Annotated in this window: 28 protein-coding genes; 2 read left to right on the top strand and 26 right to left on the bottom strand. The window is 69.0% G+C overall.

Features of this window, described 5'->3' with window-relative positions; all coding sequences use genetic code 11:
• The first annotated feature begins 2 nt into the window (after nucleotides 1-2).
• Together BLV72_RS20100 and BLV72_RS20095 are read left to right on the top strand one after the other, a co-directional pair.
• A complete protein-coding gene (locus BLV72_RS20100) occupies nucleotides 3-2,087 on the top strand; it encodes a glycosyltransferase family 4 protein (protein WP_093463872.1) in 2,085 nt (694 codons plus the stop codon).
• A 98-nt stretch (nucleotides 2,088-2,185) separates the two neighbouring features.
• Nucleotides 2,186-2,731, top strand: coding sequence for a hypothetical protein (locus BLV72_RS20095; RefSeq protein ID WP_093463871.1), 546 nt, complete (start codon nucleotides 2,186-2,188; stop codon nucleotides 2,729-2,731).
• Here BLV72_RS20095 and BLV72_RS20090 read toward each other — a convergent pair.
• The 26 genes from BLV72_RS20090 to rplN all read right to left on the bottom strand — a co-directional run bounded on the left by BLV72_RS20090 (nucleotide 2,725) and on the right by rplN (nucleotide 19,270).
• Nucleotides 2,725-3,930 (bottom strand): PP2C family protein-serine/threonine phosphatase, encoded by a 1,206-nt coding sequence (locus BLV72_RS20090; RefSeq protein WP_093463869.1) that lies wholly within the window; start codon nucleotides 3,928-3,930, stop codon nucleotides 2,725-2,727. The genes BLV72_RS20095 and BLV72_RS20090 overlap by 7 nt on opposite strands.
• Nucleotides 3,927-4,946, bottom strand: a complete 1,020-nt coding sequence (locus tag BLV72_RS20085; protein WP_093463868.1) for a SpoIIE family protein phosphatase — start codon at nucleotides 4,944-4,946, stop codon at nucleotides 3,927-3,929. Before BLV72_RS20085 ends, BLV72_RS20090 begins: the two co-directional genes overlap by 4 nt.
• Entirely contained in the window at nucleotides 4,943-5,371 is a 429-nt protein-coding gene (locus BLV72_RS20080; RefSeq protein ID WP_167746603.1) for an anti-sigma regulatory factor, read from the bottom strand. Before BLV72_RS20080 ends, BLV72_RS20085 begins: the two co-directional genes overlap by 4 nt.
• A 34-nt stretch (nucleotides 5,372-5,405) precedes the next feature.
• Entirely contained in the window at nucleotides 5,406-5,816 is a 411-nt protein-coding gene (locus BLV72_RS20075; protein ID WP_093463866.1) for an STAS domain-containing protein, read from the bottom strand.
• Nucleotides 5,813-6,691 (bottom strand): STAS domain-containing protein, encoded by an 879-nt coding sequence (locus tag BLV72_RS20070; RefSeq protein WP_093463865.1) that lies wholly within the window; start codon nucleotides 6,689-6,691, stop codon nucleotides 5,813-5,815. The genes BLV72_RS20075 and BLV72_RS20070 overlap by 4 nt, the downstream gene beginning before the upstream one ends.
• 174 nt (nucleotides 6,692-6,865) lie before the next feature.
• On the bottom strand, nucleotides 6,866-7,732 hold the full coding sequence (gene truA, locus BLV72_RS20065; RefSeq protein WP_093463863.1) for a tRNA pseudouridine(38-40) synthase TruA: 867 nt from the start codon (nucleotides 7,730-7,732) through the stop codon (nucleotides 6,866-6,868).
• Between the two features lie 86 nt (nucleotides 7,733-7,818).
• Complete coding sequence (rplQ, locus tag BLV72_RS20060; protein WP_093463862.1) at nucleotides 7,819-8,361, bottom strand: 50S ribosomal protein L17; 543 nt, start codon at nucleotides 8,359-8,361, stop codon at nucleotides 7,819-7,821.
• Nucleotides 8,362-8,536: 175 nt separating this feature from the next.
• The gene (locus tag BLV72_RS20055; RefSeq protein ID WP_009715858.1) at nucleotides 8,537-9,559 is read right to left on the bottom strand and encodes a DNA-directed RNA polymerase subunit alpha; all 1,023 of its coding nucleotides are present in this window, start codon (nucleotides 9,557-9,559) and stop codon (nucleotides 8,537-8,539) included.
• A gap of 107 nt (nucleotides 9,560-9,666) precedes the next feature.
• Nucleotides 9,667-10,293 carry a 30S ribosomal protein S4 gene (rpsD, locus tag BLV72_RS20050; protein ID WP_059148963.1) on the bottom strand — a complete coding sequence of 209 codons (627 nt, stop codon included), beginning with the start codon at nucleotides 10,291-10,293 and terminating at the stop codon, nucleotides 9,667-9,669.
• 28 nt (nucleotides 10,294-10,321) lie between these two features.
• Entirely contained in the window at nucleotides 10,322-10,726 is a 405-nt protein-coding gene (gene rpsK / locus BLV72_RS20045) for a 30S ribosomal protein S11 (protein ID WP_009715860.1), read from the bottom strand.
• 66 nt (nucleotides 10,727-10,792) lie between these two features.
• Entirely contained in the window at nucleotides 10,793-11,173 is a 381-nt protein-coding gene (rpsM, locus tag BLV72_RS20040) for a 30S ribosomal protein S13 (protein ID WP_014054183.1), read from the bottom strand.
• Between the two features lie 196 nt (nucleotides 11,174-11,369).
• Nucleotides 11,370-11,483, bottom strand: a complete 114-nt coding sequence (gene rpmJ / locus BLV72_RS20035) for a 50S ribosomal protein L36 (RefSeq protein ID WP_003956441.1) — start codon at nucleotides 11,481-11,483, stop codon at nucleotides 11,370-11,372.
• A gap of 27 nt (nucleotides 11,484-11,510) precedes the next feature.
• A complete protein-coding gene (infA, locus tag BLV72_RS20030; RefSeq protein ID WP_003956442.1) occupies nucleotides 11,511-11,732 on the bottom strand; it encodes a translation initiation factor IF-1 in 222 nt (73 codons plus the stop codon).
• Between the two features lie 150 nt (nucleotides 11,733-11,882).
• Nucleotides 11,883-12,719: a type I methionyl aminopeptidase gene (map, locus tag BLV72_RS20025; protein ID WP_059148964.1), complete on the bottom strand. Its 837-nt coding sequence runs from the start codon at nucleotides 12,717-12,719 to the stop codon at nucleotides 11,883-11,885.
• 87 nt (nucleotides 12,720-12,806) lie between these two features.
• The gene (locus tag BLV72_RS20020; protein WP_093463860.1) at nucleotides 12,807-13,463 is read right to left on the bottom strand and encodes an adenylate kinase; all 657 of its coding nucleotides are present in this window, start codon (nucleotides 13,461-13,463) and stop codon (nucleotides 12,807-12,809) included.
• Nucleotides 13,463-14,776: a preprotein translocase subunit SecY gene (gene secY, locus BLV72_RS20015; protein WP_093463859.1), complete on the bottom strand. Its 1,314-nt coding sequence runs from the start codon at nucleotides 14,774-14,776 to the stop codon at nucleotides 13,463-13,465. The genes BLV72_RS20020 and secY overlap by 1 nt, the downstream gene beginning before the upstream one ends.
• A gap of 204 nt (nucleotides 14,777-14,980) precedes the next feature.
• Nucleotides 14,981-15,436, bottom strand: a complete 456-nt coding sequence (rplO, locus tag BLV72_RS20010; RefSeq protein WP_059148967.1) for a 50S ribosomal protein L15 — start codon at nucleotides 15,434-15,436, stop codon at nucleotides 14,981-14,983.
• A 1-nt stretch (nucleotide 15,437) separates the two neighbouring features.
• Nucleotides 15,438-15,620 carry a 50S ribosomal protein L30 gene (gene rpmD, locus BLV72_RS20005; RefSeq protein ID WP_009715866.1) on the bottom strand — a complete coding sequence of 61 codons (183 nt, stop codon included), beginning with the start codon at nucleotides 15,618-15,620 and terminating at the stop codon, nucleotides 15,438-15,440.
• A 2-nt stretch (nucleotides 15,621-15,622) separates the two neighbouring features.
• Nucleotides 15,623-16,228: a 30S ribosomal protein S5 gene (rpsE, locus tag BLV72_RS20000; RefSeq protein ID WP_093463857.1), complete on the bottom strand. Its 606-nt coding sequence runs from the start codon at nucleotides 16,226-16,228 to the stop codon at nucleotides 15,623-15,625.
• 43 nt (nucleotides 16,229-16,271) lie between these two features.
• Nucleotides 16,272-16,655, bottom strand: a complete 384-nt coding sequence (gene rplR, locus BLV72_RS19995) for a 50S ribosomal protein L18 (protein ID WP_059148968.1) — start codon at nucleotides 16,653-16,655, stop codon at nucleotides 16,272-16,274.
• Between the two features lie 3 nt (nucleotides 16,656-16,658).
• Entirely contained in the window at nucleotides 16,659-17,198 is a 540-nt protein-coding gene (gene rplF, locus BLV72_RS19990) for a 50S ribosomal protein L6 (protein WP_093463856.1), read from the bottom strand.
• A gap of 20 nt (nucleotides 17,199-17,218) precedes the next feature.
• Complete coding sequence (gene rpsH / locus BLV72_RS19985) at nucleotides 17,219-17,617, bottom strand: 30S ribosomal protein S8 (RefSeq protein ID WP_093463854.1); 399 nt, start codon at nucleotides 17,615-17,617, stop codon at nucleotides 17,219-17,221.
• A 208-nt stretch (nucleotides 17,618-17,825) separates the two neighbouring features.
• Complete coding sequence (locus tag BLV72_RS19975) at nucleotides 17,826-18,011, bottom strand: type Z 30S ribosomal protein S14 (protein WP_003948630.1); 186 nt, start codon at nucleotides 18,009-18,011, stop codon at nucleotides 17,826-17,828.
• A 3-nt stretch (nucleotides 18,012-18,014) separates the two neighbouring features.
• Entirely contained in the window at nucleotides 18,015-18,575 is a 561-nt protein-coding gene (gene rplE / locus BLV72_RS19970) for a 50S ribosomal protein L5 (protein WP_014054174.1), read from the bottom strand.
• On the bottom strand, nucleotides 18,575-18,898 hold the full coding sequence (rplX, locus tag BLV72_RS19965; RefSeq protein WP_014054173.1) for a 50S ribosomal protein L24: 324 nt from the start codon (nucleotides 18,896-18,898) through the stop codon (nucleotides 18,575-18,577). The genes rplE and rplX overlap by 1 nt, the downstream gene beginning before the upstream one ends.
• 3 nt (nucleotides 18,899-18,901) lie before the next feature.
• Nucleotides 18,902-19,270: a 50S ribosomal protein L14 gene (gene rplN / locus BLV72_RS19960; RefSeq protein WP_003998823.1), complete on the bottom strand. Its 369-nt coding sequence runs from the start codon at nucleotides 19,268-19,270 to the stop codon at nucleotides 18,902-18,904.
• Nucleotides 19,271-19,332: the final 62 nt, after the last annotated feature.

The raw sequence follows: 19,332 nt of genomic DNA, 5'->3' as shown, positions 1-19,332 counted from the left end.
CCGTGAAGATTTCTTTCCTGCTCCACAACGCCTATGGCATCGGTGGCACCATCCGGTCGACCTTCAATGTGGCCGGGGCGCTCGCCGCTCACCACACCGTGGAGATCGTCTCCCTGATCCGCACCATCGACGCCCCGAACCTCCCCCTCCACCCCGCCGTACGGCTCAGACCCCTGATCGACCTGCGCCCCCAGGAGGACGGAGCCCGGGCGCGCGACCTCGGCCATCCGCTGCTGTCGCGGCCCAGCACCCACATCCCGGACGCCGAGGCCAGAGGCACCACCAACTTCAACGCCCTCACCGATGAACGCGTCGCCGCCTACCTCGACCGCACCGACGCCGACGTCGTCATCGCCACCCGCCCCGGCCTGGTGATCTACCTCGCCGCGCTCGGCCGCACCGGCCGCTTTCTGCGGATCGGCCAGGAGCACCGCCTCTACGGCACCCACCGCGCCGAGATCCGCGCCGCCTGCGACGCCGCCATACCCCATCTCGACGCGTTCACCTCGGTCTCCGAGGCCGACGCGGCCACCCACCGGGACCGTCTCCCCGGTATCACCACCCGGCTGACCGCCCTGCCCAACGGAGTGCCCGCCACCGGGATCGAGCCCTCCGACGGCCGCGCCAAACTGGTCGTGGCCGCGGGCCGGCTGATCCCGGTCAAGCGCTACGACCTGCTGGTGGCCGCCTGGGAGAAGGTCGCCGCCAAACACCCCGACTGGCGGTTGCGCATCTACGGCCGCGGCCCCCAACTCCCCGCGCTGCGCCGCCAGATCGACGGGCTCGGGCTGGCCGGCCAGATCACCCTGATGGGCGCCCACTCCCCCATCGAGACCGAGTGGGCCAAGGGCGCGATCGCCGCCGTCACCTCCCGCGAGGAGTCCTTCGGCATGACGATCGTCGAGGCGATGCACTGCGGGGTGCCCGTGGTCGCCACCGACTGCCCGCACGGGCCGGGCGAGATCATCACCGACGGCCGGGACGGGCTGCTGGTGCCGCCCGGCGACGCCGACGGGATCGCCAAGGGGCTGCTGACCCTGATCGAGGACGGCGAACTGCGCCGCTCGATGGGCGAGGCGGCCCGTATCTCGGCGCGGCGGTACGCCCCCGAGCGCGTGGCGGCCGCCTACGAGCGGCTCATCGAGGAACTCCACACCGCCCGCGGCGGGGCCCCGGCCCACCGGCGCCGTAGTGTCACGCCCCTGCGGGCCCGGGCGGCCGGGACGCCGCTGACCGTCACCCTCAAGGGCGCGGTCAAGCAGCTCGTCCGCAGGCCGCTGCGGCCCGTCGCGTCCTGCCGGGTCACCGCCGAGGGCAATCTGTCGGTGCTGGTGGAGCCCGCCGAGGTGCGCGGCGGCGAACTCGAACTGACCATCACCCGCCGGAAGAGCGACGAGCCTCCCCTCCGCGTTCCGCTGCTGCCCCCGGCGGGCATCGCGCCGTCCGCGCCCTGGACGGCCACGCTCGACCGCGCGACGCTCGATCTCGCCGAGGGCCGCTGGGATCTGCATGTGGTCCGCCGCTCCGACGGCGTCCGCCGCCGGGTCGGCTGCCGCTTCGCCGAGGGGCGCGGGCTGTTGGACCTGGAGCCGCTGCCCGGCTCGCCCGTCGCCTGGTGGATCCCCTACGCCACGGTCGACGGCTATCTCGCGCTGCGCGCCTGGCGGCGCCCGGTCCATGCCGAGGCCCGGGTGATCCGCATGGACGCCGAGGGGCTCGCCGTCGAAGGCGCCCTGTACGGGGCGCGCTTCGGGCCCGGCGCCGCCCCGACCGCGGTGGCCACCCCGTCCCGCGGCCCGGCCCGCCCGTTCCTCACCGGCGTCACGGCGCTGGACGGCGGCCGGTTCCGCTTCACCGTCCCGTACGAGCGGATCCAGCGGGCCCGTACGGACGACGAGGGCGCCGCGGCCTGGACCCTGACGCTTCATAAGTCCGCCGGATCCGAGACCGCGATCCCGATCGGCCGTATCGTCGGCGACATTGTGGACCGCGACAAAACGGACCTCTTCCCGGTCACCCACGGTGTCCGACCCCACCTCACCCGCACCGGCGACCTCACCATCATCTGCCCCATCACAGACAATTGAGAGACGTGAGTCATCGGTGCGGTGTTTGCCGCGGAGATCACCGGTAACACTCGGTGATACCAGCCTCGAGCGAGGAAAACTCTGCGGAAGGCACAGCGATGTCAACAGTCACGCTCATCATCCTGGTGGCGGCCCTGGCCGCCATGGCCGGCCTTGTGATCGCCCCCTCGGTCCGGCAGGGCCGCAAGGGCGAACTGCCGGTCCGAAGCCTGCCCTCGGAAGCCAGGGAGCAGTACGCGGCGCGGTGGGCGGGCCTGCAGGAGCGATTCGTGGACTCTCCCGGGTGGGCGCTGCGCGAAGCCGACCGGCTGCTGGGCGCCTTGGCCGTCGACCGCGGCTATCCGGCCGAGTCCGACGACAAGCGGATGGACGCGCTGTCCATCCGTCACCCCGGGGAGATCGAGGGCTACCGCCGACTGCACGCCATGGCGGCACAGGTGCACGACAGCGAGGCCGCCCAGACCGCCGATACCGCCACCGAGCGGATGCGGGAGGCGCTGGTCGCGGCGCGGCCCCTGTTCGAGCAACTCGTGCGCGCACAGCCGCACGACGAGCGCCCGCTCCCGCCCCCGGTCCCCCGTCAGCGGGATCTTCAGCAGGGCCGCATCCCGCGGCAGCGCCTCGGCCCGGCCGCCGATCACTGACCGGTGAGCCGCACCGCCAGCGCGAGGGTGTCATCCGGATGCAGGATCACCGTGTGCATATCCTCCGCGATGGCGCCGGGGACCTCCTCGATCGGGCTCTGCAGATGCTTGTGCGCGGCCTCGATCAGGCGCCTCTCGCCCTCGATCGGGTCCCGGCGGCTCTCGGTGAGCCCGTCGGTGTAGAGCAGGAGGAGGTCCCCGGGGGCCAGCCGCTCGGTCAGCGGGGTCTCGCTCCCGGGCAGCGGAAAGCCGATCCCGCGCCCCCGGGCCTCCAGATACCGGGCCGTGCCGTCGCGGCGCAGCAGCAGCGCCGGCGGATGGCTCCCGTTGGCCAGCCACAGCTCACCGGTGACCGGATCGATCCGGGCGAGCAGCACGGTGGCCATCACGGCCCGGTCGAAGGGGTGCAGGATCTCGTCGGTGCGGGCCACGATCGACTGGAGGCGGTGGCCCTCCAGGGCCAGAGTGCGCACCGCGTGGGTGACGTTGAGCGCGCTGCGGGTACTGGTCACCCCATGGCCCAGCGCGTCCACGATGGTGATGTGGACGGTGCCGTCGGGCAGCACGAACCAGTCGTACAGATCCCCGCCGGTCGGCGCGTCGGTGCCGGCCGGCTCGTAGTGCACGGCGAGTTCGAGACCGTCGGCCTTGATGAGCGGCGGGCGCAGCGCGTCCTCCAGCTCCCGCAGGGTCTGGCCGTGCGCGGTGCGCAACTGCTTGTCCCGCTCGTCGAGCTGGACGTAGAGCGCGAGCACCCCGCTGTTGGTCTCCTCGAGTTCGACCTTGAGGCGGCGGTGCTCGGCGGTGAGCGCGTCGGCGGCGGCCAGCACGGCGCGCAACTCCTCCGCGGCCAGGGCCTCCTCGCCGGGCGCCTCCTCGGCGGCCTCCATCGGCGGGCCCGCCGGGAGGCGCCAGACCACCTCGTCCTCGGTCACCGCCTCCGGGGCCATCGGCAGCTCCGCCGCCGGGTCCGTATCGCCCGGCGTCCGCAGCACCACCGTGAGCAGCCCGGCGTCCGGGTCGTACGCCCACTCCAGGACGGCCTGACGCCCGGCGCGCAGCGCCGCCCCGGCGGCCTCGGCGGCGGACAGCACAAGGCGCCCCCGGACCTCCGGGTCCAGGGCGTGCTCCCGGGCCAGCGCCCGAACGGCCCGGCTGAGCCCGGCCGTCGTGGCGCAGGTGAGGTTACTCGTCGTCATGGAAGCCTTAAGGGTGACCTGGCCGCGAGCACCGTGGCGTCGTCGCGGACGCGGCGATGGCCATGGGCGAGTGCGGCGGACAGCAGGGACGGCGGAAGACGGAGCACGGACGGGGGCGGGTCCAGCGCCCAGCGGGCGTCTATACCGTCGCTGTGCAGCACCGCCGTGGCGCCCTGGGACAGCGGGAAGCCGTGGACGCGCGGGGTGGGCATGCCCCAGCCGACGATCCCGGGCTGTCCGGTCAGCCGGTGCGCGATCCCGCCCGGGGTCAGGGCGAGGGCGCGGATGTTGCCGATGCCGCAGTAGTCGGCGCGGTCGGCGTGCAGCCGCAGCAGCCCCACCGCGGCCCCGCGGGTGTGCCGCAGGGCCCGGTTCATCCGGGTCAGCACCTCCGGCAGCGGCCGGTCGGGGTCGGTGTGGAAGGTCCGCAGCGCCGCCTGGGCCGCCTCCTCGGCCGCGCGGCCGTGGCCAAGGCCGTCGAGGACGACCGCGGTACGGGCGGCGTCCGTGTCGACGATCCCGCGGGCGTCGCCACAGCCCTCCTCCCCCTCGGCGGGCAGGCAGATCGCGCCCACCCCCTGCCACTCCGGCCGCTGCTCGCCCGGCGCGGTCAGGCGGGCGCAGGCCCAGGTGCCCGCGCCGGTGCCATCGGCGCTGCGCATGGTGAAGTGGGTCGCCATCCTCTTGACGGCGCCGAGCCCGACCCCGAGCGTGCCGGAGGTGGTGTAGCCATCGGCCAGACAGCGCTCGGGGTCGTGCATACCGGGGCCGCGGTCGGCGGCGATGATCTCCACCCCGTGGCCCAGCGGCAGCGGCTGGACGTAGAGCGTGCCGTCGCTGGCGTGCTTGTCCAGGTTGGTGGCCAGCTCCGAGGCGATCACCGCCGCCTGATCGGGCAGCGCCCCCGGGAGCTCGCACTCCCGGGCCACCGCACGCGCCGTCTCGGCGGCCAGATGCACGGCGCTGTGGTGGTCGACGCGCACCTGGGCGGTGGGCACCGTGAAGGTACGGGTCACCGGGCCGCCCAGCGGATGACGACCACGACGGTGCCCTCGCCCGGCCCGGTGCGCACCGTGAACTCGTCCATCAGCCGCCGGGCGCCGCCCAGCCCGTGGCCCAGGCCCGAGCCGGTGGTGAAGCCGTCGGTGAGCGCCGCGTCGAGGTCCGCGATGCCCGGCCCCTCGTCCTTGACGGTCAGCCGCAGCCCCCGCCGTCCGGAGGGCTCGCGCGGATAGTCGAGGGTGACGGTGCCGCCGCCCCCGTGGACATAGGCGTTACGGGCGAGCTCGCTGGCGGCCGTGACCACACGGGTCTGGTCCACCAGGCCGAAGCCCACCTCGACGGTGGCCGCGCGCACCGCATGGCGGACCGTCAGCAGGTCCTCCTCCGTGCGCACCGGATAGGTGGCCGGCGCGGGCGGGCGCCGGCTCTCCGCCCGCACGGGCCGCTTGGGCCCGTGGGAGGCGAGGGTGGATTCACCGGGCAGTGCCACGTCGGGCCCCTTCCAGGGGCTGCTGGGCCTGACGCCACCCCAGCGCGGCCAACCCCTGCTCCGGATTGAGTGCGGTCTCCACACCGACCAGTTCGATCCCCAGCTCGACCAGGGTGATCGCCACCGGCGGTCGCATCCCGGCCACGATCACCCGGGCCCCCAGCAGCCGGGCCACCGTGGTCAGCTCCATCAGCGTCCGGGCCACGAAGGAATCGATGACCTCCAGCCGGGAGATGTCGATGAGCACCCCACGGGCGCCCTCGGCCGAGATCCGCTCGGTGAGCTCCTCGGTGAAGGCGATGGCGGTCCGATCGTCGAGCTCATTGAGCAGCCCCGTGACCAGGACATCTCCCAGTCGCAGAATCGGAACCCCGGGCGAGCCATGACCGTTCACCGACCATCTCCTTCGTCACCGTCGGGACCGGGCCCGTCGATCATCTTGATCGCGGCGGCCAGCGCGTCGGCCAGCGTCGCCCGCGTGAGGATGGTGGACAGATCGATGCCGAGCTGGGCGATGGTCTGGGCGATCGAGGGGCGGACCCCGCTGATCACGCAGTCCGCGCCCATGAGCCGCACCGCGTTCACGGTCTGCATCAGATGCTGGGCCACGGCGGTGTCCACCGTCGGCACACCCGTGATGTCGATGATCGCGACCAGCGCCTCATGGTCCTGGATGGCCTGGAGCAGATTCTCCATCACCACCTGGGTCCGGGCGGTGTCCAGCGTGCCGATCAGCGGCACCGCCAGGACCTGCCGCCACAGCCGCACCACCGGTGTCGACTGCTCCATCAACTGCTGGCTCTGCCGGCGGATGATCTCCTCCCGGCCCTCGACATACGTCTCGAAGGACAGCGCCCCGGCCACATCCAGCAGCCGGTTCATGAAGACGGCCGAGGCGAACAGCTCCTCGGCGTCCCGGGTGTCCCGCTGCACCGCCTTGAGCAGCGCCTCCTTGAGCGCGAGCACCGCGAGCGAGGTCGCCGTCGGCGTGGCCCCCGCCCGCGCCCGGCGCATGGACAGCCCCACCACGGCCTCGTGCAGCCCCGGGGTGGAGGTCACCACCCGGTCCACCGGCACACCGCTCTGCAGGCCCGGAACCAGCGCCTCGATCAAGGAGTCGGCCTCCTCGCGCAGTTCGGCCTCGCCGATGTCGGTGTCGAGCAGGGCCTGCTCCATCTGCAGCTCGACCCAGCGATCGGCGATTTCCTCGTCGCGTTCCTGAAGAGCCCTGGTCAGGCGCTCTCGTACAGCGGCCTCGCTGGTACTCACGCGGATCCCTTCGCGGTCGGCGACCGTTGTCGGTTGGCAAATTTTATCGATCTTCCGGAGGCCCCGGAAGTCGCATCATGCCGATAGCCCCGCCGCCTTGACCCACTCGCCCAGTCGTCGGCACACGAAACGCGTGGCGAGTACCCAATGATCGGCCGCCCACACCCGCCGATTTCAGCAGCAGCCGGACCCGATCGCCGTCGCGCCCGGCAGGGAGCGCTTGTTGCGGGACTCCCGGTTACGGGCGGCGAGTTGGTCATCGGCCGGATAGCCGACCTCTTCCAGGGTCAGGCCGTGGGGACGGACGACATGGACGGCGGAGTCGCGCACCCCCGCGGAGAGCACCTTGGCGGGCCAGTCCGCGGGACGGTGGCCGTCGCCGACGAAGAGCAGGGCGCCCACCAGCGAACGCACCATGTTGTGGCAGAAGGCGTCCGCCCGCACCGTCGCCGTGATGACCCCGTCCGCCCCGCGCACCCAATCCAGCCGCTGGAGGGTGCGGATGGTGGTGGCGCCGTCGCGCTTCTTGCAGTACGCGGCGAAGTCGTGCTCGCCCAGGAGCCGTTCGGAGGCCGCGTTCATGGCGGCCACGTCCAGCGGCCAGTCATGCCACAGCACATGGCCGCGCAGCAGCGGATCGACCCCGCCGGGATGGTCGGTGACCCGGTAGGCGTAGCGCCGCCAGATCGCGGAGAAGCGGGCGTTGAACCCGGGCGGCGCCTGCTCGACCTTCCGGACCCGTACGTCATGGGGCAGCCGGCCGGCGAGCCGCCGCAGCAGCCTGTCCCGGTGCTCGGCCCACAGCGCCTCGGGCAGATCCACATGCGCCACCTGGCCACGGGCATGGACCCCCGCGTCGGTGCGGCCCGCGACGGTCAGCTCAAAGGTCTCCGAGGAGCGCGTCACCGTCCGCAGCGCGCTCTCCAGCTCGCCCTGCACGGTGCGCCGCTCGCGCTGCTTGGCCCAGCCCGAGAAGTCCTTGCCGTCGTAACTCAGATCCAGCCGGACCCGTACGAAACCGGGGGCCGCCTCGTCACTCACTGGGTCGTTCCTCTCCATGCGGAACGGGCCCGCTCCCAGATTCTGGGGGCGGGCCCGTCCGTGACAACGAAAGCCGTAGCGACGCCTCAGGCGTCCTTCACAGCCTCATCAGCCGCGTCCGCGGCGGGAGCCTCAGTCGCCTCGGCCTCGGCGGCCGGGGCCTCGGTGGCCTCGTCCTTCTTGAGGTTCGCGGCGGCCGTGTCACCGGCAGCGTCCTTGGCGGTGCGCTTGGTGGCGGCCTCGGCCTCGCCGACCGCCTCCTGCTGCACGGTCAGCGCCTCGACCAGCTCGATGACCGCCATCGGGGCGTTGTCGCCACGACGGTTACCGATCTTGGTGATACGGGTGTAGCCACCCGGCCGGTTCTCGTAGCGCGGGCCGATCTCGGTGAAGAGGGTGTGCACGACGCTCTTGTCGCGGATGGTCTGCAGCACCAGACGGCGGTTGTGAAGGTCGCCCTTCTTCGCCTTGGTGACCAGCTTCTCCGCGACCGGGCGCAGGCGGCGGGCCTTCGCCTCGGTGGTGGTGATCCGGCCGTGCTCGAACAGCGCGGTGGCGAGGTTCGCCAGCAGGAGCCGCTCGTGCGCAGCGCTGCCGCCCAGACGGGCGCCCTTGGTGGGCTTCGGCATGGGTGTATCTCCTAGGTGTCTGCACCGGCCGTATCAGGTACCAGTGTCAGTTACCGGCGAGCGGCCGCCCGCCGGAAATTTTCGTCGCCCGCCGTACGGACTCGATCGAGCTCAGCACGATCAAGCCCGTCCGGCGATTGAGGACAGCGCCTCAGCCCCAGCGGCGGGGCAGCGATCAGTACTGCTCGGTCTCCACGAAACCGGCATCCGCGTCGTCGTCCGCCCCGAAGGCGTCCGCCGCGGCGGTCGGGTCGAATCCGGGCGGGCTGTCCTTGAGCGCCAGGCCCATACCGGCCAGCTTCGCCTTGACCTCGTCGATCGACTTGGCGCCGAAGTTCCGGATGTCGAGCAGGTCCGCCTCGGACCGCGCCACGAGCTCACCCACGGAGTGGATGCCCTCGCGCTTGAGGCAGTTGTACGAGCGGACGGTGAGCTCGAGCTCCTCGATCGGCAGCGCCAGATCGGCGGCCAGGGCGGCGTCCGTGGGGGACGGGCCCATGTCGATGCCCTCGGCGTCCACGTTCAGCTCGCGGGCCAGGCCGAACAGCTCGACCAGGGTCTTACCGGCCGACGCCATGGCGTCACGCGGCCGCATGGCCTGCTTGGTCTCGACGTCGACGATCAGCTTGTCGAAGTCGGTGCGCTGCTCGACACGGGTCGCCTCGACCTTGTAGGTGACCTTGAGCACCGGCGAGTAGATCGAGTCGACCGGGATCCGGCCGATCTCCTGGCCGACCTGCTTGTTCTGCACGGCGGAGACGTAACCGCGGCCACGCTCGACCGTGAGCTCCATCTCCAGCTTGCCCTTGCCGTTCAGCGTGGCCAGGACCAGGTCGGGGTTGTGCACCTCGACACCGGCCGGCGGGGCGATGTCGGCGGCGGTGACCAGACCCGGGCCCTGCTTGCGCAGGTACATCACGACCGGCTCGTCGTGCTCCGAGGAGACGACGAGCTGCTTGATGTTGAGGATCAGGTCGGTGACGTCCTCCTTGACGCCCGGCACGGTGGTGAACTCGTGCAGGACCCCGTCGATCCGGATGCTGGTGACGGCCGCACCGGGGATCGAGGAGAGGAGCGTACGACGCAGGGAGTTTCCGAGGGTGTAGCCGAAGCCCGGCTCCAGCGGCTCGATCACGAACCGGGAGCGGAACTCGTCGACGACCTCTTCGGTCAACGAGGGACGCTGAGCGATCAGCATGGGTTTGCCTCCAGTCTTCGGCGCCCGCTATTTGACGCCGAACCCTTCAATGGTACGGGCGGTACGCGCCAAACGGCTCCGTACCGCCCGTATCGTCCAGCGATCTACTACTTGGAGTAGAGCTCGACGATGAGCTGCTCCTGCACCTGGGTGTCGATCACCTGGCGCTCGGGCATGGAGTGCACGAGGATCCGCAGCTGCGACGGAATGGCCTCGAGCCACGCCGGCACCGTGCGCTCGCCCGCCTCGGCCTGAGCCACCTGGAAGGGGGTCAGGGTCCGGGACTTCGTGCGGACCTCGATGATGTCGTTCACGGTGACGCGGGCCGACGGGATGTCGGTCTTGCGGCCGTTCACGTTGATGTGGCCGTGGCGGACCAGCTGACGGGCGTGGTCGCGGGACTTGGCGAAGCCGGCCCGGTAGACCACGTTGTCGAGGCGGGTCTCGAGGATGCGAAGCAAGTTCTCGCCGGTCTTGCCGGACTTCTTGTTCGCCTCCGCGTAGTAGCCACGGAACTGCTTCTCAAGGACGCCGTAGATGCGGGTCGCCTTCTGCTTCTCACGGAGCTGCAGCAGGTACTCGCTGTCCTTGGTGCGCCCGCGACCGTGCTCACCCGGGGGGTAAGGACGGATCTCGATCGGGCACTTCGCGCTCTCGCACTTGCTCCCCTTGAGGAAGAGCTTCTGCTTCTCCCGACGGCAACGCTTGCAGTCGGCCCCGGTGTAACGCGCCATTGTTTTTGTTGTCTCCTACTTCAGCGGGTCAGACGCGCCGACGCTTGGGCGGGCGGCATCCGTTGTGCGGAGTCGGAGTGACGTCCTGGATCGAACCCACCTCCAGGCCGGTGGCCTGGAGCGAGCGGATCGCGGTCTCACGGCCGGAGCCCGGACCCTTGACGAACACGTCGACCTTGCGCATGCCGTGCTCCTGCGCGCGGCGGGCGGCCGACTCGGCGGCCATCTGCGCGGCGAACGGAGTGGACTTGCGCGAGCCCTTGAAGCCGACGTGGCCGGCAGAGGCCCAAGAGATCACATTCCCGGTCGGGTCCGTGATCGAGACGATGGTGTTGTTGAACGTGCTCTTGATGTGAGCGTGCCCGTGGGCGACGTTCTTCTTCTCCTTGCGGCGCACCTTCTTGGCGCCGGCCGTCCTGCTCTTCGGAGGCATTCCTGAAATCTCCCGTGGAGGTGGTCGGTCCTACAGCTCGGACCGCTTGACAGCGTCCGGTGCGGACTACTTCTTGCCCGGCTTCTTCTTACCGGCGATGGCGCGACGCGGGCCCTTGCGGGTGCGGGCGTTGGTGCTGGTGCGCTGGCCGTGGACCGGAAGGCCGCGGCGGTGGCGCAGACCCTGGTAGCAGCCGATCTCGACCTTGCGGCGGATGTCGGCCTGGATCTCGCGACGGAGGTCACCCTCGGTCTTGATGTTGTTGTCCACGTACTCGCGGATCTTGACCAGGTCTTCTTCGCCCAGGTCACGAACGCGGGTGTCCGGGTTCACACCGGTGTTGGCGAGCGTCTGCTGGGCAAGGGTGCGACCGATGCCGAAGACGTAGGTGAGGGCGACCTCGACGCGCTTTTCGCGCGGGAGATCAACGCCTGCGAGGCGTGCCATGAATCTGGCTCCAGATGGTTGTCGGAGGTCTTCCGCAGCACCACTCCCGGCCACCGTTCGCACGGCTATCGGGTCCCCGGCCTCCGACCGGGGGTGTCGTCCCCGCGAGGCGGGAACGGGTGACTGCGTATGTACGCAAAGCTATGACGTCGCGCGAAGATGCTGCGAGTGGTGCAGGATATCCGGCCGGTGTGCGTCAGCCCTGGCGCTGCTTGTGGCGCAGGTTGTCGCAGATGACCATGACCCGGCCGTGGCGGCGGATCACCTTGCACTTGTCGCAGATCTTCTTGACGCTCGGCTTGACCTTCATGGTGTGAGGTTCTCCGGGTCGTGAGATCTACTTGTAGCGGTAGACGATCCGTCCGCGCGTGAGGTCGTACGGAGACAGCTCCACCACGACCCGGTCATCGGGCAGGATGCGGATGTAGTGCATACGCATCTTGCCGCTGATGTGCGCGAGGACCTTGTGACCGTTCTGAAGCTCCACCTTGAACATCGCGTTCGGCAGAGACTCGATCACGGTGCCCTCGATTTCGATGGCGCCTTGCTTCTTGGCCATGTCCTGCTTTCGGGATCGGCTACCTTGATCGGCTCGCCACATGCGGGAGGGCATGCGTGAGCCGACGTGTCAGTCTACGTCAGGGCATCCCGAAACACGAATCCGGGGCATGATGCCCCGGCATCGAGATCTTTATGCCCACGGAGATCGTCAGGCCAGGGGATCGGGCGCGGCCTCCACGCCCAGCTCGGCCAGCTTGGCCTTGCCGCCGTCGACGGCGGTCAGCACCAGCGGGCCCTCCTCGGTCAGCGCGACCGAGTGCTCCCAGTGGCTGGACCAGGTCCCGTCGTCCGTCTTGACGGTCCAGTCGTCGGACAGCACATGCGTCTTCGCGGTGCCCAGGCTCACCATGGGCTCGATCGCGATGCAGAAGCCGGGGCCCAGCCGCGGGCCCTTGCCGCGCTTCTTGGAGACGTAATTCAGCAGATGCGGGTCCATGTGCATCTGGGTGCCGATGCCATGGCCGCCGTAATCCTCGATGATCCCGTACTTGCCGGAGGCCGGGCGAGGCTGGCGGCGGATGTAGCCCTCGATCGCCTTGGAGATGTCGATGAGCCGGTGGCCCTTGCGGACCGCCGCGATCCCGGCCCACATCGACTCCTCGGTCACCCGGCTGAGCTCGTACAGCTCCGGGGCGTGACCGGTGCCCACGAAGGCGGTGAAGGCGGCGTCGCCGTGCCAGCCGTCCACGATCGCGCCCGCGTCGATGGAGATGATGTCGCCGTCCTTGAGGACGGTCTCCTGGTCCGGGATGCCATGCACCACGATGTCGTTCACCGAGGTGCAGATCGTGGCGGGGAAGCCGCCGTAGCCCAGGAAGTTCGACTTGGCGCCGTGGTCGGCGATGACCTTACGGGCGACGTCGTCCAGGTCCTTGGTGGTGGCGCCGGGGACGGCGGCCGCCCGCGTCGCCTCGTGGATGGCGGCGACGACCAGTCCCGCCTCACGCATCTTCGCGATCTGCTCGGGAGTCTTGATCTCCACCATCACTCAGCCTTCCGCGTCCATCAGTTCTGCTCAACAGTACGGCCGCGACACCCCGGGCGGGGCATCGCGGCCGATCAGCTCTGTTCTCTAGGCCGCCTTGGCCGCCAGGGCGTCCATCGCCCGCTGCGTGACCTCGGACACCTTGCCGAGCGCCGAGATCGTCACGACCAGGCCCTTGGCCTTGTAGTAGTCGATGATCGGCTCGGTCTCGCGGTGGTAGACCTCGAGTCGTTTGCGGACCGTCTCCTCGCTGTCGTCCTCGCGCTGGTACAGCTCGCCGCCACAGGCGTCGCACACGCCCGCGGCCTTCGGCGGCTTGTACTCCACATGGAACGTGTGCGAGCTGTCCTGACGGCAGGTACGACGGCCCGCGATGCGCTTGATCACCTCGGACTCGGGGACCTCCAGGTCCAGCACCGCGTCCAGCGAGACACCGCGCTCGCCCAGGTAGGTGTCCAGGGCCTCGGCCTGGATCTGGTTCCTCGGGAACCCGTCCAGCAGGAAGCCCGGCTGTGCGTCCGGCTGGTCCAGCCGGTCCTCCGCCATGCCGATGGTGACCTCGTCCGGTACCAGTTGTCCGGCCCGCATGTACTCCTGCGCCTGCTTGCCGAGGGCGGTGCCCTGGCTGATGTTCGCGCGGAACAGGTCGCCTGTGGAGATATGCGGGATCGACAGCTTCTCGGCAAGGTACGCGGCCTGCGTACCCTTGCCGGCTCCCGGAGGCCCGACGAGGACGATTCGCATCAGCGGAGGAACCCTTCGTAGTGTCGCTGCTGAAGCTGGCTCTCGATCTGCTTCACAGTCTCCAGGCCGACACCCACGATGATCAGGATGCTCGTGCCGCCGAACGGGAAGTTCTGATTGGCGTTGAGCGTCACCAGTGCCACCGTGGGCACCAGGGCGATCAAGCCCAGATAGAGCGCACCGGGCCACGTGATGCGGTTCAGCACGTAGCTCAGATACTCCGCGGTGGGACGACCAGCCCGGATACCCGGGATGAACCCACCATACTTCTTCATGTTGTCGGCAACTTCTTCGGGGTTGAAGCTGATGGCGACATAGAAGAATGCGAAGAAGACGATCAGCAGGAAGTACGTGGCGATGTAGACCGGGTGGTCGCCCTTGACGAAGTTCTGCGAGATCCAGGTCGCCCAGCCGGCCTTCGAATTGGAGAACTGGACGATCAGCGCCGGAATGTACAGCAGCGATGAGGCGAAGATCACGGGGATCACACCCGCCTGGTTCACCTTCATCGGGATGTAGGTGGACGTACCGCCGTACGAGCGACGGCCGATCATGCGCTTGGCGTATTGCACCGGGATCCGGCGCTGGGCCTGCTCGACGAAGACCACCAGGCCGACCATGGCCAGACCACAGAGGATCACCAGGCCGAACTCCAGCCAGCCCCCCATGATCTTGCCCTGCTGCTTGATGCTCCACATCGCGCTCGGGAAACCGGCGGCGATCGAGACGAACATCAGGATCGACATGCCGTTGCCGATGCCGCGGTCGGTGACCAGCTCACCGAGCCACATGATCAGCGCGGTGCCGGCGGTCATCGTGATGACCATCACGGCGGTAGTGAAGATCGAGTCGTCCCGGACGATCTGGCCGCCGACGGGGCAGCTCTGGAAGAGCGAGCCGCTGCGGGCGGTGGCCACCAGGCCGGTGCCCTGCAGAATCGCCAGCGCGATCGTCAGATAGCGGGTGTACTGCGTGATCTTCGACTGCCCGGCCTGACCCTCCTTCTTGAGGGCCTCGAGACGCGGGATCACCACGGTCAGCAGCTGCAGGATGATGCTCGCCGTGATGTACGGCATGATCCCGAGCGCGAAGATGGTGATCTGGAGCAGTGCGCCACCACTGAACATGTTGACCAGGCCGAACAGCCCCTGCTGGCCCTTGGCGAGGTCCATGCACGTCTGGACGTTCTTGTAGTCGATGCCCGGGATCGGGATATGTTGCCCGAGCCTGAAGAGCACGATGATGCCCAGCGTGAACAGCAGCTTCTTGCGCAGGTCGGGCGTCTTGAACGCCCGGGCGAACGCGGTGAGCACGGTGCCTCCTGCGCCCCCCGCGTGCGTGCGCGAGAGGTGACGGTCTTGAGGATCGACGAATACTTATCAGCCAGGACCCGCGCGGAGGCGTACCGCGCGGAAGGTAACAACGCACGCCACCTTACCGGCGACCTGGCCCCGCTTGGAACGACCAACCGGGGATGCCCCGTATCTGGAGCATCCCCGGTCGGGTGTGCACCGTGCTCAGACGAGCTCGGTGACGGTGCCACCGGCAGCGGTGATCTTCTCCTTGGCGGAGCCGGAGACGGCGTCGACCGTCACCTGGAGCGCCACGGAGACCTCACCGGAGCCCAGCACCTTGACGAGCTGGTTCTTGCGCACCGCACCCTTGGCGACCAGATCGGCCACCGTGACCTCGCCACCCTGCGGGTAGAGCGCGGCCAGCTTGTCCAGGTTCACGACCTGGTACTCGGTACGGAACGGGTTCTTGAAGCCCTTGAGCTTCGGGAGCCGCATGTGGAGGGGCATCTGCCCACCCTCGAAGCGCTCCGGAACCTGGTAGCGGGCCTTGGTGCCCTTGGTGCCACGACCAGCGGTCTTACCCTTGGACGCCTCACCACGACCGACACGGGTCTTGGCGGTCTTGGCGCCCGGGGCGGGCCGGAGGTTGTGGACCTTCAGCGGGTTGTTCTCCGCCATCTCAGTCGACCTCCTCGACCGTCACGAGGTGCCGCACGGTGGTCGCCATGCCGCGGAACTCGGGGCGGTCCTCCTTGACAACCACGTCGCCGAGCTTCTTCAGCCCGAGCGAACGCAGGGTGTCGCGGTGGTTCTGCTTGCTGCCGATGTAGGACTTCGTCTGCGTGATCTTCAGGCGGGCCATGCTCACACACCCACCCCGGCACGCGCCCGCAGCAGAGCGGCGGGGGCGACGTCCTCCAGCGGCAGACCACGGCGGGCGGCGATCTCCTCGGGGCGCTGAAGGCCCTGCAGAGCGGCCACCGTGGCGTGCACGATGTTGATCGGGTTCGACGAACCGAGCGACTTGCTGAGCACGTCGTGGATGCCCGCGCACTCCAGCACGGCGCGCACCGGGCCACCGGCGATCACACCGGTACCGGGGGACGCCGGCTTCAGCAGCACGACACCCGCGGCCTGCTCACCCTGGATCGGGTGCGGGATGGTGCCGGCGATCCGGGGGACCTTGAAGAAGTGCTTCTTGGCCTCCTCCACGCCCTTGGCGATCGCGGCCGGCACCTCCTTGGCCTTGCCGTAACCGACACCCACGGTGCCGTCACCGTCGCCCACCACGACCAGCGCGGTGAAGCTGAAGCGACGACCACCCTTCACAACCTTGGCGACGCGGTTGATCGCGACAACACGCTCGACGTAAGCGGTCTTCTCGGCGGCAGCGCCACCGTCCCGCCGGTCCTTCCGGTCCCGCCGCTCGCCGCCACCGGCGCCGCCACCGCGGCGCTGGGGTCCAGCCATTGGATTTACCTCTCTCGTTTCCGCTTTGCGTTGGAACCGGGGCTCAGAACTTCAGCCCGGCCTCGCGGGCGGCGTCCGCCAGAGCGGCAATCCGCCCGGCGTACTTGTTGCCACCACGGTCGAACACGACGGCCTCGATGCCCGCGGCCTTCGCCCGCTCGGCCACCAGCGCGCCGACCTGCTGCGCCTGGGCGCTCTTGTCGCCCTCGGCCGCCCGGATGGCGCTGTCCAGCGTCGACGCCGAGGCCAGCGTGTGGCCCGCGATGTCGTCGATGACCTGCGCCACCATGTGACGGTTGGACCGCGTCACCACGAGGCGAGGACGGACCGGCGTGCCGGAGACCCGCTTGCGGACGCGGATGTGACGCCGCTTGACGGCAGCCGCCTTACGGGCGTTGCCCTTGGCGATCTTCACACCGTATGCCATGGCTTACTTACCAGCCTTTCCGACCTTGCGGCGGATGACCTCGCCCGCGTACTTCACGCCCTTGGCCTTGTACGGGTCGGGCTTGCGCAGCTTGCGGATGTTCGCGGCGACCTCGCCGACCTTCTGCTTGTCGATGCCCTCGACGCTCAGCTTGGTCGGGGACTCCACCTTGAAGGTGATGCCCTCGGGGGCCTCGACCACGATCGGGTGGCTGTAGCCCAGGGCGAACTCCAGGTTGGAGCCCTTGGCCTGGACGCGGTAACCCACACCGCTGATCTCGAGCGCCTTGCTGTAGCCCTCGGTCACGCCGGTGATCATGTTCGCCACCAGCGTGCGGGACAGGCCGTGCAGGGCCTTGTTCTGACGCTCGTCGTTGGGGCGGATGACAACGAGCGTGTTGTCCTCACCCTTGGCGACATCGATCGGCGCGGCGACGGTGTGCGAGAGAGAACCCTTGGGGCCCTTCACGGCGACCGTGCGGCCATCGATGGTGACGTCCACACCAGCGGGAACCTGGATGGGCAGCTTGCCAATGCGCGACATGTGCTTCCTCCGTTCCCTGGTTACCAGACGTAGGCGAGGACTTCCCCACCCACGCCCTTCTTGCCGGCCTGCTTGTCGGTGAGGAGCCCGTGCGACGTGGAGATGATCGCCACGCCCAGGCCGCCGAGCACCTTCGGCAGGTTGGTGGACTTTGCGTAGACCCGCAGGCCCGGCTTCGAAATCCGCTTGATGCCGGCGATCGAGCGCTCGCGGTTCGGGCCGAACTTCAGCTCGAGGGTGAGGTTCTTGCCGACCTCGGCGTCCTCGACCTTCCAGCCGGTGATGTAGCCCTCCTGCTGGAGGATCTCCGCGATATGCGACTTGATCTTGCTGTGGGGCATCTGGACGGAGTCGTGATACGCCGAGTTCGCGTTTCGCAGACGTGTCAGCATGTCTGCGATCGGATCGGTCATGGTCATGATGGCCTTCGGCCTCTCTCGCCGGGGTTTCCTGTATGCGCCATCCCTCTCACCCACTCACGGTGGGCACGGGTGCGGCGCGGGGACCTACGGCGTAGTAAGGATTCTGGGCGGCGAGCGCCCAACCGTTCCACTCTACGGGAGTGGACGGGCGGGGCTCGCCATCCATTTGCTTACCGAGAGCCCGGTATCAACCCGTAAGGGTCGATTACCAGGAGCTCTTGGTCACGCCCGGCAGCTCGCCACGGTGAGCCATCTCACGAAGGCACACGCGGCACAGGCCGAACTTGCGGTAGACGGAGTGCGGACGTCCGCAACGCTGGCAGCGCGTGTATCCACGCACGCCGAACTTGGGCTTGCGGGCGGCCTTGGCAATGAGAGCCTTCTTCGCCACGGCTCACGCCTCCTTGAACGGGAAGCCGAGGTGACGCAGCAGGGCGCGGCCCTCGTCGTCGTTGGTCGCCGTGGTCACCACGGTGATGTCCATACCCCGGACGCGGTCGATCTTGTCCTGGTCGATCTCGTGGAACATGACCTGCTCCGTGAGACCGAAGGTGTAGTTGCCCCGGCCGTCGAACTGCTTCGGCGACAGACCGCGGAAGTCGCGGATGCGCGGCAGCGCGAGCGACACCAGACGGTCCAGGAACTCCCACATGCGGTCACCGCGGAGGGTGACGTGGGCGCCGATCGGCTGGCCCTCACGCAGCTTGAACTGCGCGATGGACTTACGGGCCTTGGTGACGGCGGGCTTCTGGCCGGTGATCGTGGAGAGGTCGCGGATGGCGCCCTCGATCAGCTTGGAGTCGCGGGCGGCGTCGCCCACACCCATGTTGACCACGACCTTGGTCAGACCCGGGATCTGCATGACGTTCTCGTAGGAGAACTGCTCCTGCAGCTTGCCCTGGATCTCTTCGCGGTAGCGCGCCTTGAGGCGCGGTGCAGTGGTGGTGGCAGTCATCAGATGTCCTCACCGGTCCGCTTGGCAACGCGGATCTTGTTGCCCTCGTCGTCGAAGCGGTACCCGACGCGGGTGACGACCTTGTTGCCGTCCTTCTCCACCACGAGCTGCACGTTGCTCACGTGGATCGGGGCTTCGGTCGTCACGATGCCGCCGGTCTTCGAACCACGAGCGGTCTGTCCGGCCTTGGTGTGCTTCTTGACCCGGTTGACACCCTCGACCAGGACACGGTCCTCGCGCGGGAAGGCCGCGATGACCTTGCCCTGCTTGCCCTTGTCCTTACCGGTGATGACCTGGACCAGGTCGCCCTTCTTGATCTTCATCGGTTACAGCACCTCCGGCGCGAGCGAGATGATCTTCATGAACTTCTTCTCGCGCAGCTCACGGCCCACCGGGCCGAAGATACGGGTGCCACGGGGGTCGCCATCGTTCTTGAGGATGACGGCCGCGTTCTCGTCGAAGCGGATGTACGAGCCGTCCGGGCGGCGGCGCTCCTTGACGGTGCGCACGATGACCGCCTTGACGACGTCACCCTTCTTCACGTTGCCACCGGGGATCGCGTCCTTGACGGTGGCGACGATGACGTCACCGATGCCCGCGTAGCGGCGACCGGAGCCACCGAGAACACGGATGCAAAGGATTTCCTTCGCGCCCGTGTTGTCGGCGACGCGCAGTCGCGACTCCTGCTGGATCACGTCTATCTCCTGATCGTCTGCCGGTTCCCGGCAGGGGCTGGATATGTCCAGCCCCTGCCGAG

Source organism: Streptomyces melanosporofaciens (assembly GCF_900105695.1).
GTDB lineage: Bacteria > Actinomycetota > Actinomycetes > Streptomycetales > Streptomycetaceae > Streptomyces > Streptomyces antimycoticus.
The sequence above is the reverse complement of the archived record's forward strand: the minus strand, read 5'-3'. Positions and strand labels throughout refer to the sequence as shown.

Bases quoted from the DNA above. Each gene is read 5' to 3' on its own strand.
- BLV72_RS20095 (WP_093463871.1), top strand. From the start codon at position 2,186: ATGTCAACAGTCACGCTCATCATCCTGGTGGCGGCCCTGGCCGCCATG.
- BLV72_RS20090 (WP_093463869.1), bottom strand. From the start codon at position 3,930: ATGACGACGAGTAACCTCACCTGCGCCACGACGGCCGGGCTCAGCCGG.
- rplQ (WP_093463862.1), bottom strand. From the start codon at position 8,361: ATGCCGAAGCCCACCAAGGGCGCCCGTCTGGGCGGCAGCGCTGCGCAC.
- BLV72_RS20055 (WP_009715858.1), bottom strand. From the start codon at position 9,559: ATGCTGATCGCTCAGCGTCCCTCGTTGACCGAAGAGGTCGTCGACGAG.
- rpsD (WP_059148963.1), bottom strand. From the start codon at position 10,293: ATGGCGCGTTACACCGGGGCCGACTGCAAGCGTTGCCGTCGGGAGAAG.
- rpsK (WP_009715860.1), bottom strand. From the start codon at position 10,726: ATGCCTCCGAAGAGCAGGACGGCCGGCGCCAAGAAGGTGCGCCGCAAG.
- rpsM (WP_014054183.1), bottom strand. From the start codon at position 11,173: ATGGCACGCCTCGCAGGCGTTGATCTCCCGCGCGAAAAGCGCGTCGAG.
- rpmJ (WP_003956441.1), bottom strand. From the start codon at position 11,483: ATGAAGGTCAAGCCGAGCGTCAAGAAGATCTGCGACAAGTGCAAGGTG.
- infA (WP_003956442.1), bottom strand. From the start codon at position 11,732: ATGGCCAAGAAGCAAGGCGCCATCGAAATCGAGGGCACCGTGATCGAG.
- map (WP_059148964.1), bottom strand. From the start codon at position 12,719: ATGGTGGAGATCAAGACTCCCGAGCAGATCGCGAAGATGCGTGAGGCG.
- BLV72_RS20020 (WP_093463860.1), bottom strand. From the start codon at position 13,463: ATGCGAATCGTCCTCGTCGGGCCTCCGGGAGCCGGCAAGGGTACGCAG.
- rplO (WP_059148967.1), bottom strand. From the start codon at position 15,436: ATGGCGGAGAACAACCCGCTGAAGGTCCACAACCTCCGGCCCGCCCCG.
- rpmD (WP_009715866.1), bottom strand. From the start codon at position 15,620: ATGGCCCGCCTGAAGATCACGCAGACGAAGTCCTACATCGGCAGCAAG.
- rpsE (WP_093463857.1), bottom strand. From the start codon at position 16,228: ATGGCTGGACCCCAGCGCCGCGGTGGCGGCGCCGGTGGCGGCGAGCGG.
- rplR (WP_059148968.1), bottom strand. From the start codon at position 16,655: ATGGCATACGGTGTGAAGATCGCCAAGGGCAACGCCCGTAAGGCGGCT.
- rplF (WP_093463856.1), bottom strand. From the start codon at position 17,198: ATGTCGCGCATTGGCAAGCTGCCCATCCAGGTTCCCGCTGGTGTGGAC.
- rpsH (WP_093463854.1), bottom strand. From the start codon at position 17,617: ATGACCATGACCGATCCGATCGCAGACATGCTGACACGTCTGCGAAAC.
- rplE (WP_014054174.1), bottom strand. From the start codon at position 18,575: ATGACTGCCACCACCACTGCACCGCGCCTCAAGGCGCGCTACCGCGAA.
- rplX (WP_014054173.1), bottom strand. From the start codon at position 18,898: ATGAAGATCAAGAAGGGCGACCTGGTCCAGGTCATCACCGGTAAGGAC.